The organism is Pelovirga sp., from assembly GCF_059864205.1.
The window spans coordinates 1-12,577 of record NZ_JCBCBS010000045.1 but is presented as its reverse complement, the minus strand read 5'-3'; the positions used below and the strand labels follow the sequence as shown (position 1 = coordinate 12,577).

Sequence of the window (12,577 nt, the reverse complement as noted above, 5' to 3'; positions counted from 1 at the left end):
TCAGGATGGAGAAGTTATTCATTATGAGCATGGTAAAGTCGCGCAATGCGCTTGGTCAACGAATAAATCTGCTTGAGCTTATCGGTTATCTCGAACTCAAGCTGCAACAATTTCAGACGTTCCGTATCACTCGCTGCCATACTCGCCACTTGCCGACGAAAAGCCCCTTCAACCGTTTCATTGACATCACGGCGTAAAGCCAGAACCTCTTGAGCCGGACCGCTATCATTTTCGCTGACCGCGCGAACCGCCAGTTCGACAGCACTACAGATAAAGGCATGCAAGCGCCCCAACAGCTCCTTAATCTGCTTACCGGGGTGCAGGTGCAATTGCGCCATTCGGAAGCCGGCCTCAACCAGCTCCGACTCAATAATGTCACCAATCCGCTCCAGTGTATCTGCCGCTTGACTCAACAGGTAATAGTCGTGAGCTTGACTCTCGGTCAACTCTTTCTTGCCGAGCAAGGAAAGGTACCTGATGATTGCGGCGTGGAGCAGATCAATGGCATCATCGCGTTTTTTAACGTCCCGAAACAGATTATTGTCGAGTTTTTCCAGCGCCGGCCAGATTGCCTGGGTCATCTGTCCCACCTCCTGCCCCAGGTGACCGATCTCCATCCGCACCAGATTCAGTGCCGCCGCCGGGGTATCCAGCAGGCGTTCATCAAGATACTGCGGAGCAACGACCGGGAGCTTGTCCGGCTCCTTGCGATCCGGCACCAGCATCATCACCAGTCTGGCAAAAATGGGCGCGAAGCCGATAAACACCAGGGTATTGACAACATTAAACAGGGTGTTGGCATTGGCAATCTGGCGCGGCGTTTCCGCTGCCAACCGACCCATCCCCTCGAGGTCGAGATACTGTGGTGACAGGGTGACCGTCAAGGCGACCAACTGGTCGATAAAACCGAGCCACAACAGCACCCCGGCAATATTAAACAACACATGAACAGTGGCAGCACGCAATGCAGCGCGAGGTTTACCGAGGGTCGCCAGCATAGCGGTCACGCAGGTACCTATGTTGGCCCCCAACGCCAGGGCAATACCGGCCGGCAAGGAAACAAAACCCTGGCTGGCCATGATAATAACCAGGCCCGTTGTCGCAGCGGAAGACTGGATCAGGGCGGTAAAAAGGGCGCCGATCAGCAGACCAATCAACGGGTTCGCCATCTCCACCATCCACTCTAGAAAAGGCGGATAGGAACGCAGCGGCACCATAGCATCGGTCATGATTCCCATACCAAAAAAAATCAGCCCCAACCCCAGCAACGCCCCGCCGTAGTGGCGAAACTGTTCGCGCCGGGCAAAGGTCAGTATCGCAAATCCGCCGGCCACCAACGACAATGCGTATCCTGAAACATTAAAGGCAATAATCTGGGCGGTAAAGGTCGAACCGATATTGGCGCCCATGATAACGCCGACCGAATGACTTAAGCTCATCACCCCGGCACTGACAAAACCCACAACCAGGACAGTGGTCACCGATGAAGACTGCAGCATGGCGGTCGTCAGCGCGCCAATCAGGGCACCACTGAAACGGTTGCTGGTAAAACGCTCAAGGCAGGACTGCAGACGCGATCCGGCTGCTGCTTTAAGGGATTCGGTCAAACGATCCAGCCCCAGCAGAAACAACGCCAGACCACCAAAAAGTCCCATCAGCATGCCCCCCCATGATACATTTTGAGCTTCGGGCGCACCAAGGCCTGCCGCTGCCGGGGCAACGCTCAGCACAATCATCAACGGGCACATAACGGACAGGATTCGGGTCATTATTAGCGCCTGGGGGTTTTAAAGTGCAGGGCAAAAGAATCAACAACTGATTTTTATCGTCAGGCCCGCGGATGCGGGAAGCCATTACGCCTGCAGAACCATAGCGAAAGGATTATCGACAAAGGTACGCAAGGATGACAAGCGCTTTATCCATTGGCGCAATCTCACCGGCAGAATAATAACAGAGAAACGGGGTTAAACGACAAATGATTGTGAATCATTCAGGCGGCTTTCTTACGCAGGCGGGGAACAACCCCCTGGGCGATGGCCAGCAGGGTGGTCAGCAGCAGACAGGCAACGGCAAACAGATCACCAAAGCGCGTATAAAAGGTCGGCACAGCGCCAAGGCCGACCCGGCCGGTCATCTGCAAGGGTTCAAAGATCGGCCCGGACAGAACGACCTCACCGCTGGGGGCAATCAGGGCGGAGATGCCGGTGTTGGCCGAACGCGCCAGCCAGATACGGTGTTCAATTGCCCGGAAGCGCGCCATGGCCAGGTGCTGATAGGGAGCTGATGAATGCCCGAACCAAGCATCGTTGGTAATATTCACCAGCAGATCGGCCCCCTGCCGAACATGCCGGCGCGCCAGATAGGGGAAAATCACCTCATAACAGACCAGAACTCCCAGAGAGTGCTCTCCCAGCGGCAAAGGGGCAATGGCTCCCGGGACAAAGTCACCAACACCCACCACCAGTTTGTCGATAAAGGAAAGCAACCGACCCAGCGGCACATATTCACCAAAGGGGACCAGATGAACCTTGTCGGAACGCCCGTGCCGGACACCATCGGTGCCGATCATAAAGGCACTGTTTAAGTATTGATATTCGCCGGCGGCCGTCACCTGATAAGCCGGGGTACCCACCAGCAGCGGTACGCCGCTGCGCGGCGGAAAAGCATGAACCTGGGCGGCCAGCGCGGAAGGATCCTGGAGAAAAAAGGGGGTTGCCGCTTCCGGCCAAATCAGCAGATCAGGACTCTGTGCCAGGGCCTGCTGCGACAGCGACAGATAGCGCTCGATGGTCTCCTGCTGCAAGGCCGGGTCCCATTTTTGCGACTGCTCAAAATTGCCCTGAATCAGCGCCACCTGTAACTGCTGCGGACGATCATCGGCCAACTGTCCCGAGCGCCAGACCCCATAACCAAAGTGACTGATCAGCAGCAGCGCCACGCCGCCAACCGCCCAGCGACTAAAGGAATGCCGGGGATACTGAATCACTTGGGCGATCAGGGCATTGACCGCAATCAGCATCAGGCTAACGCCATAAACGCCGGTGACATCAGCACTTTGGATAGCCAGGCTGAAATTCTGCTGGGAATAACCAATCAACGCCCAGGGAAAGCCGGTCAGTAGCCAGCCGCGCAAAAATTCAAGGGCGACCCAGATAATCGGCAGACTGAGCAGAACCGGGATACCAAGACGCAGCTTACCGCGCCGGGCAAGCCAGGTGGCAACGCCGAAAAACAGCGCCAGATAGGTGACCAGCAGCAGATAGGCTACCAGGGAGGAGAAGGGATCAAGGCCGCCAAAGGTGGTCATGACAATATTGAGCCAGTAGAGAACAGCGGCAAAAAAGACCGCCCCGGCCCAAAAACCGCTGGCGAAGGGGCGTTTTTCCATCACCAGCAGCAGCGGTACCAATGCCACCCAGGCGAGCCAATAAAAATCTGGCCGCGGGAACGACAAGGCCAACAACCCACCGGAAAAAGCTGCTATCAGGAGGTTTTTATCAATCCGCGTCATCATTGCCCGTATCTGCCCGCAGCGGAAAAATACGGATCTGCTGAATGGAACGCTGATCCCCTTTTTCAATCAACATATCGAACTGCCCAACACGAACTTTCTCACCAACTGCCGGCACCCGGCCGAACAATTCAATAACGTAACCACCGATGGTATCGAATTTTTCACGTTCAACCTCAACATCGAAGTATTCTTCGAACTCTTCAATATTGAGCCGTCCATTGACCACCACAGTGCCATCTGAATCTGCGATCAGCCACTCCTCTTCAAGATCGTATTCATCCTGAATGTCACCGACGATCTCCTCGATCAGATCCTCAATGGTAACCAGGCCGGCGGTACCACCATATTCATCGATGACAATGGCAATATGCACCCGCGTTTCTCGAAACTCCCGCAGCAACACGCTGACCTGCTTCGACTCAGGCACCAGAAACGGTTGGCGCAGGACCCTGTCCAGGGGAATCTTCTCAAGTGACTGCCCCCAGTAATGGAGCAGATCCTTGGCATACACCAGACCGATGATGTTATCGATATTCCCCTTGTAGATCGGGATACGCGTGTGACCTGACTGGAGGATGGCCTCCAGCACCTGAGTCAAGGGAGCAGCAGCATCGACACAAACCATATCGGTGCGTGGCACCATAATTTCGCGCAAGTAGGTTTCATCGAGCTCCAGTATCGACTGAAGCATGTCCCCTTCCGATTCATCAATAATGCCACGTTGTTCCGATTCATCAATAAGCTGCTGCAACTCTTCTTCGCTGCCGGCCGAAGCTCGCCTGCGCAAACGATTCAGGAGGCGTTGCATTATCCCCTGTCGTCCCTTTTCACCGCCCGTGTCCACCGTGGTTCAATTCTCCCTATTGGCATGCTGTCGCAGATGCTAATGCTGGATGGCGTCGCAAAAACTCGCTTTGTGCTGATCCATCCAGATTGAAACTTTTTGTCAACGCATCAATGTTTGGTTGACTTAACTGTTGTCATTCAGAGGAAACTCATCGATCAGCCGGGCAAAGATATCCCGCTCAAGCTGCTCCATTTCTTGCGCCTGTGCAGCGCTGCCACGTTCATGATCGTAACCTAACAGATGCAGAATGCCATGCACCAGCAGAAACCACAGCTCATGTTCAAAAGGGATCTGCGCTAGTGCGGCGTCACTGGCGGCACGCTCGGCAGATATCACAACATCGCCGAGCAACTGCGGTTGCACGCCTGCCCCTAACCCTTCCTGCATGGCAAAAGAAATGACGTTGGTTGGGCGATCACGCTGCAGGTAATCACGATTGATCTGCTGAATCCCGTCGTTGTCGAGAATCAGGATAGAGAGCTCCGCTTCAGGTTGCGCGAGGAGATTCAAGACCCGCTGAGCCACCTTACGTAGCGGACGCTTCAAAATCCTATGCCGGCGCTGACAATTTTCGATCTGTATTCGCACTATTGACCTTATTGACCTTGTCACGGCCGGCAGCGCTGTCATTGCCATCCGTTTTGGCTTTGACAATGTGAACCGGCTCCGGATAATCAACCCGGTGATGGAAGGAACTCGACAGGACCCGGGTAAAACTCTTGGCTATTTCGTTAAGATCGCGCAGGGTCAGATCGCATTCATTGAGCTGGCCATCGATAAAGATGCTATTGATCAACTTTTTTACCATGCCTTGAATCCGTGCCGGAGTAGGATCGGCGAGGGTACGGCTGGCGGCCTCCACCGCATCGGCGAGCATAATCAATGCCGCTTCACGGGTCTGGGGCTTGGGTCCATGATAGCGGTAATCGCGCTCATCGACTTGCTGGACCCCGGGATCGGCAAGGGATTTAGCACGGTCGTAGAAAAACTTGATCAGCGCCGTGCCATGATGCTGCTGAATAATATCGATCAGCTCGGAGCCGAGCTTGTTGTCCCGCGCCAGATCGACGCCGTCTTTGACGTGGGAGGTCAGAATCAGGGCGCTCATCGAGGGCGCCAGCTTGTCGTGTTTGTTGCGCTGCCCGCCGGTATTTTCAATAAAATAGAGGGGTTTACGGATTTTGCCAATGTCGTGATAGTAGGCTGCTACCCGCGCCAGCAATGGATTAGCGCGAATTGACTCAGCAGCTGATTCAGCAAGGTTGCCGACCAGAATCGAGTGATGGTAGGTGCCCGGAGCCTGAATCATCAATTGGCGCAGCACCGGCGCATTCATGTTCGCCAGCTCCAGTAATTTGATATCCGTTGTATATTTAAACAGCAATTCCACCAACGGAATCGTCCCGTTAACCATAACGGCACTGATGATCCCGCCGGCGAAACCAAAACCCAAGCGGTACAGCAACTGCATATCGGCAGCACGGCCAGTGAGTAGATGCAGACCAATCAACATCGCCACATTGGTCAGCCCGATCCACAGACCGGCGCGATAAAGAGTGGTTCGTTGCTGGCAATGGCGCACACCGTGGGCACCAACAATGCTGCCGACGAGAGCGTAAAAAGCCACCAGCATACTATTGCCGAATAACACCCCGGCGAGCACAGCAGCACAAATGGCTACAATAAAAGCGGTTTCCGAATTCAGTACAATGCGCACCAGCATGGCTGCCAGGGCAAAGGGGATAGCATAATAGTAGCTAATCGCATCAATCGATGCCAGTACCGTCCCCATGCCGGCTGAAACAAATATTGACACCTTGATAAGAATAAAATGAGTAACCACTACGGCCCCCAGAAACAGCAGGTCACGGCGATCAGGGTTAAATTTGCTGATATTGCCTTGCGCAAAAACAAAACCGACAAAAAGCAGCAACATGATACAGATCATCAAACCGGCTGCGCTCTGCAGGGTATGAGTGCTGCGCCCCGAATCACGCAACGCCAGCAACTTGAGAATCTGGTCGGCATTGATCCGCTCCCCTTCGCGCACCACCATTTCGCCTTTTTTAATCTGGAAGAGAACCGGCGTCACCTGACTCGCCGCCAGTAAGCGACGTTGTTCCGTTTCCTGCCGATCCACCACCAGATTGGGGCGCAATTGCTGTTGCACCAGCCTGAGCAGAACCTGCTGCTGGGCAGCAGTTAACATGTCAAGGTTGGCAAGATGCCCCTCGGCGTCGTGGAGAGCATCATTAAGGCCGATAACCCGCTCCTGCCATTGGAGTGAGGGTACGCGCTCCTGATCACGTTCAAGCACGACCATTGCTGACTGCCTGTCTTCCTGGAAGCCTTGCAAATTCGCGACAACCGGCCGCTCAAACAAAGGCTTGAGCAGGGTGTTGATCTGACCCACCAATGCGATATCGACGGGGAGGTTGAGCAGCGGTCCGTAATCGTCATTGGTAAGAGGAACGCCTAAATCAGCTTCAAGGCGCGTCAGGGGGTCGTCAAGCATATAGAAATCGGCATCTTCCCGACGTTGGGACAGAAACACCAGACCGCGCTGCAACCGCTCCAGTGCCAGCACACCGGCATCCGAATCAAAACGATAGACCAGGGGTACAGCACGGGCAGCGGCATCACGCTTGGCACGCGTCAAATCAACATCTTCAACCAGCATGTCACGGGGCGACTTGATGTCCCGCGGAGCGATATCGCCGGGAGCAAAAACTGCGGGAATCAAGCCTCCTTTGGGAACAATGATCAGGGCCAACAACAGAGCAACGCCGACCAACACCCACTTGCGCAGCTGGACCGGGCTGCCCCAGAAGCGCCAATCCTGCCAGGAACGGGAACGACTACGCCCCACAGATTTCAGTTTTTTATCTTTGGTCATGAATCCCCTGATCAGTCAGGCGTGTTGATTCCGGCAGGACGAGGTGACAAATCCTCGATTTTTGCAGAGGGCTTTTGCTCGGCGCGTTGGTAAGCCTGAACGATCGCCTGAACAATGGGATGACGGACCACATCAAGATCACTGAAGTAAGTAAAAGCAATATCGGGAACGTCATGCAAGACCGCGGTGGCATGCAGCAGCCCGGAACCGGTTCCCCGCGGCAGATCGATCTGGGTCACATCGCCGGTAATGACCGCGCGGCTGCCGAAACCTATACGCGTTAAAAACATTTTCATCTGTTCAGCGGTGGTATTCTGAGCCTCGTCAAGAATAACAAAAGCGTCATTGAGGGTGCGTCCCCGCATAAATGCCAATGGCGCCACCTCGACCACACCGGTATCAACCAGCCCACGGGCCTTATCCAGTTCGAGCATATCGTACAGGGCATCGTATAGCGGGCGCAGGTAAGGGTTTACCTTCTCAGCAAGATCCCCGGGCAGAAAACCCAGTTTTTCCCCCGCCTCTACTGCCGGTCGTACCAGCATGATGCGGCTCACCTCTTTACGTACCAGCGCTGCCACCCCCATGGCCATGGCCAGGTAAGTTTTGCCGGTACCCGCCGGACCGATGCCAAACACGACGGTCTTACTGCGAATCTGGTCAATATAGCTTTTTTGCGCAAGACTTTTTGGAGTAATCAGCTTGTTGCGGGCTGAAACAAAAACCGTATCGAAAAAAATATCACGCAGGTTGGTTGATGAATCAGTCGACAGAATACGGATGGCATAGTCGATGTCGGTGGGATACAAGGGCATGTCGTCGCGCAATAGCGCGCAGAGTTCTTCGAGCAGACGGTAGCCGACTTGTACCTGTTCCGCGTTGCCGGACAGTTGCAAGACCGTCCCCTGGCTGCCGAGGCGGATCCCAAGCTTCTTCTCTATCAGCTTGAGGTTCTGATTCTGCTGGCCAAACAGCTGGGCTGCGAGCGCAGCGTTGCCGACATCAAAGGATGTGCGAGGGGTCATATGTGGTATCTGGATGAATCAACATTTTGAGTAATCACGTCGAAAATCTAGCACCAAATGAAACCACAATGCAAGAGGCACGGCGTGAAGGTGCATTATTGCCTACGAACCAGTCTGATGATCAACGTTGATGGCGTCGCAAAAACTCACCAACTGCCGCGTTGCTGCGCAAGGGCATAGCTGAATAGTTACTATTTTTTAACTTGACAATTACCATTAGCATTAACTTATAATAGTGGATGACTTGCGAGGAAAGAATGAATACACCTCATCAATCAAATAAAGCCAACGAACATCATCTGAAAAATTTCGTTCACGAATTGAACGTCTTTCGGCGGCAGATTGCCCTCTATCCGCAGACACACCCCAAGACCCTGGCAGGAGCCAACAAGATTCTGGCTGAACTGGCTAATCTCACGGAATTTGGTGACAAAATCAGCCTTGGTATCGCTCCTGACCATCTTGTTGTCAACGGCAGTCTGCTGGATCCGGACAACCCAAGCTGTCGCGATCTTGGCGGGTTTTTCTCAAAACTGGATATTGCCGTTGTCAGTTTCCATCAAGGCCTAAGCACCGTTGAGCTGATTGGTTTTTTACAGCTGCTCTCGGCCAGAACCTACGGCCATCACTCAACCCCACTGAACAATGTTCTTAAGGACCATCAGATATCCCATGTCAGCCTGACGCAGGTTGACTATGATTCCTTTACCAGCCTTGCCCCTGACAATTCCGCCCCAACAGCATCTGCAACAGCTATCTGGCATGACTTTATCGAGGACATGATGTCCGCCAACCAGGGCGCCGACCTCCCCCTCGACACTCCTGGCGCTGATCAGTTGGCGCAGCTACTCAATAGCAATTCCCTGCCTGAAAAAGATTGCACGGCCATGATCAGCAAGCTGGTTGACTGTCTGCTTGAGCAATGCCGGAGATCCGCGACAGAAATTACCGAGCGCCTCTGTGACTTCAGCAAAAAGCTTAACCCGAAGATACGTCAACAGCTCTATGAAGGCACTCTCCGCGCCCTTGACCAGCAACCGCAGGCAGCCCAAAAGATCATCCCCAATCTAAGCGCAGAGTTCATCAACGATGCCCTTTTTTCCCACAGCAGCAAAAACCACAAGCTGTCACAGCGACTGACAGATCTCCTTGGTGCCTTTGCCCTGAACAAAACAGAATCAGTCAGTGGCAGAGTCGTACAGTCTAATAGCAGCACCCCTCCCGAACCGTTGCAAGCGAACATTGAATTGCTGTTTCTGGAGGATCAGCACGATGAATATCTCCCCGCGAGTTATCAACTCGCTTTGCAGAAAATCCTTGCCGGAGAGGTTCAAGGGAGTCTGGCAGAAGATCTCGCAGAAGAGTATCGCAACAGCCTTGCCGAGCAGAGGATTGAACATCAATGCTGCGAAATCATCTTCGATCTGCTGGCTAAGGACATCGATACCGGCACAGAAGAAGTCATGCAGCACAATCTTGTCGATCTGTCACAATTTTTTCTCGATACCGGAGATTTTCAGGCCCTGCGCAAGACCTTGTCCCGCTGGATGTCTTATGTAAACAGCAGCCGGTCACAGACGAATCTGCTCACAGAAAAAATGTACGGCGCCCAGCTCAAACGTTCTTTTCTGGAGGAGGTGCTGAATTCCGTGCCGATATGGTGTGCTGAAAAATTTACCGATATTTGTGAGTATCTGTCGGAAGTTGGCGAGCACTATGCACCATTACTGATCGAACGCCTCGGCAATGAGACCGACACAGAACTGCGCAAAATCTGGATGCAGTTGCTTCTCGAGCTTGGAGCCCACGCCCGACCGGCCATGCTGGAAGCGCTGGATGATCACCGCTGGTTTCTGGTGCGCAATCTGCTGCTTGTGCTGGGGCAACAAAAGGGCGGCATCTCCCCCAAAACCGTCCTGAACCTATGCCGGCATCGCCATCCCAAGGTGCGGCGCGAAGCCCTGCGAATCCTGTTTCGTATCAACCCTTCTGCAGCCAACCGATTGCTGGAAAAAGAGTTGACAGACGCGGATCAAGAGACCATGAAAATCATGATCCCGCTGACAGAGATGAGTAATAACGACCACATATTTAACCAGCTAAACAGATTGCTTGAAGTAGAGCCGTTGACGGCGGACAACCTCGAAATTAAATTACATATTCTGACAAGCCTGTCGTCGACCCCCCAGCCTGCCTGCTTGATGACCCTGACGCGCCTGCTCATCAGAAAGGAGTTTTTCCTTAACAGTCTGCGTAAAACCCTGAAGACTGCGGCAGCAGAGACACTGAGGCGCTACCCCCACGGACAGTTGGCGGCCATAAAAGGAAAACTGGAAGGGAATCAAAGCGCAGTGATCAGCAACATTCTTTCCTCTACCCCTTCATCATTCTCGGGGCAATCGATATGACACCAACGACAGAACATCTGGCTCAGCAATTTATCCGCAGTTTTACCACTGCCATAGCAACCATCCGTCTCTACGATATCACGCATCCGCAGGTAATGAATTTGTGCCGGCAAGCGATCGACCAACTGCGCCCTATATTCACTGAGACAAATGACGTTACGATAAAAATCATCAATGACAGACTAATTTTTCAAAACACCAGATTGGCAGAAAACTTATCGGTGAACCGTCTGATCAAAACGCTGCGCGACCATGATCTGAGCTTCATCAAGCTGGATAGCTCTATCCATTCGAATGAGCTATTACAAACAGCAGCCGGATTCAGCCGTCCTTTTCAGTCAGGAACGGTCTCCACAGCAACGGACAAAGTGGCTTATGGCAAGGTTGCTGTTCGTTCTTCTGTCCAACAGCCGTCAACTGCAGGGACCAACTTCCAGGAAATTATCGATGAAAACTTCGATAAATTCATGGATATTTACCAGAACATCGGCCACGGTAAAAAAAACCACGTGACAGGGCTTGGTGAAATTGTTGAACAATTCATCTCAGCCTTCTGCGACCAGGGTAATGTCATGTTCGCCCTGGCACCAATTCGTTCAATGGATGAATATCTTTATGTCCATTCCACCAATATCTGCCTGCTGAATCTGGCCCAGGCCAGACTCCTCGGCATCACCGGCCCCTTGCTTAACGACATCGGCATTGCCGCCATGCTGCACGATGCCGGCAAGATGTTTATCCCTTCTGAGGTGCTAAACAAACCGGGGAAACTGGATGACAGGGAATGGGAACTGATGCGCGACCATCCGCGTCTCGGTGCACAATACCTGCTGAATTGTCCCGGCATTCCGCGACTGGCAGTGGTTACTGCATACGAGCACCACATTGGTTATGATGGAACCGGCTACCCTGTGAGTTTTCGCAAACTGAATCCGTGCAGTTACATGACATCTATTTCCGACATTTATGATGCCTTGCGAACCCGACGAGCCTACAAAGAACCTTTGAGCTTTGACCAGATAAATTCCATCATGAGCGGGAGTGCCGGCAAATCACTGCATCCCCACCTGACCCACTCATTTCTAACCGCCCTATCCCAACTCGAACAGCAATAGCCCCGTGCTGAACTATAGACAATTTGTCTAACGGAATTCGTCCTGATCCGCTTGCGACCTGCAGGCCTCGGGTGTTATACATTTCATCCTCCCCGACACCTGATTTGTGTCCGGGGTCAATCAATTTTCAGCATTATAAAAAGATCAAAAGGAACAGGTCATGAGTGAAGACACAAAAAAAATCATCTATTCGATGATGCGCGTCAGTAAAAACTACAACAAGCAACCGATCATCAAGGACATTTCGCTCTCCTACTACTACGGTGCCAAAATCGGGGTGCTCGGCCTGAACGGTTCGGGTAAATCGACCCTGTTACGGATCATGGCCGGGGTCGACACGGAATTTAACGGTGAGGTTGCCCTGTCTGCCGGCTATACGGTCGGCTATCTGGAACAAGAGCCACAGCTCGATGAGAGCAAGACCGTGCGTGAAATTGTCCAGGAAGGGGTGCAGGAAGTCGTTGATCTGCTGGCGGAATTTGAAGCCATCAATAACGCTTTTGCTGATCCTGACTGCGACATGGACAAACTGCTCGAACGCCAGGCCAAGGTGCAGGATCAACTCGATACCGCTGATGCCTGGGAACTTGATTCACGTCTGGAGTTAGCAGAGGAAGCCTTACGCTGTCCCCCCCCGGAGACCTCGATCAAGGTGCTTTCCGGTGGGGAAAAGCGCCGCGTCGCCCTGTGCCGCTTGCTGTTGCAAAAACCAGACATTCTGCTGCTGGATGAACCGACCAACCACCTTGATGCCGAAACCGTCAACTGGCTC

At 53.1% G+C, this 12,577-nt stretch carries 9 protein-coding genes; 3 read left to right on the top strand and 6 right to left on the bottom strand.

Annotated elements, in window-relative coordinates; translation table 11 throughout:
• Positions 1-14 precede the first annotated feature (14 nt).
• The 6 genes from AC6F7T_RS02430 to AC6F7T_RS02405 form a co-directional block, all read right to left on the bottom strand.
• Entirely contained in the window at positions 15-1,769 is a 1,755-nt protein-coding gene (locus AC6F7T_RS02430) for a Na/Pi symporter (RefSeq protein WP_500716377.1), read from the bottom strand.
• Between the two features lie 221 nt (positions 1,770-1,990).
• Positions 1,991-3,514, bottom strand: coding sequence for an apolipoprotein N-acyltransferase (gene lnt / locus AC6F7T_RS02425; protein ID WP_500716376.1), 1,524 nt, complete (start codon positions 3,512-3,514; stop codon positions 1,991-1,993).
• A complete protein-coding gene (locus AC6F7T_RS02420) occupies positions 3,498-4,322 on the bottom strand; it encodes a transporter associated domain-containing protein (RefSeq protein WP_500716375.1) in 825 nt (274 codons plus the stop codon). Before AC6F7T_RS02420 ends, lnt begins: the two co-directional genes overlap by 17 nt.
• 162 nt (positions 4,323-4,484) lie before the next feature.
• Complete coding sequence (gene ybeY, locus AC6F7T_RS02415) at positions 4,485-4,991, bottom strand: rRNA maturation RNase YbeY (RefSeq protein ID WP_500716374.1); 507 nt, start codon at positions 4,989-4,991, stop codon at positions 4,485-4,487.
• Positions 4,912-7,257 carry an HDIG domain-containing metalloprotein gene (locus AC6F7T_RS02410; protein ID WP_500716373.1) on the bottom strand — a complete coding sequence of 782 codons (2,346 nt, stop codon included), beginning with the start codon at positions 7,255-7,257 and terminating at the stop codon, positions 4,912-4,914. Before AC6F7T_RS02410 ends, ybeY begins: the two co-directional genes overlap by 80 nt.
• Before the next feature lie 11 nt (positions 7,258-7,268).
• Entirely contained in the window at positions 7,269-8,282 is a 1,014-nt protein-coding gene (locus AC6F7T_RS02405; RefSeq protein WP_500716372.1) for a PhoH family protein, read from the bottom strand.
• Positions 8,283-8,539: 257 nt separating this feature from the next.
• Here AC6F7T_RS02405 and AC6F7T_RS02400 point away from each other — a divergent pair, with 257 nt between their 5' ends.
• From AC6F7T_RS02400 to AC6F7T_RS02390, 3 genes are all read left to right on the top strand, one after another.
• Entirely contained in the window at positions 8,540-10,690 is a 2,151-nt protein-coding gene (locus AC6F7T_RS02400; RefSeq protein WP_500716371.1) for a HEAT repeat domain-containing protein, read from the top strand.
• Positions 10,687-11,805, top strand: coding sequence for an HD domain-containing phosphohydrolase (locus AC6F7T_RS02395; RefSeq protein WP_500716370.1), 1,119 nt, complete (start codon positions 10,687-10,689; stop codon positions 11,803-11,805). Before AC6F7T_RS02400 ends, AC6F7T_RS02395 begins: the two co-directional genes overlap by 4 nt.
• Before the next feature lie 160 nt (positions 11,806-11,965).
• Positions 11,966-12,577, top strand: a 612-nt coding sequence (locus AC6F7T_RS02390) for an ATP-binding cassette domain-containing protein (RefSeq protein ID WP_500716369.1), incomplete at its 3' end; no start/stop codon positions are given.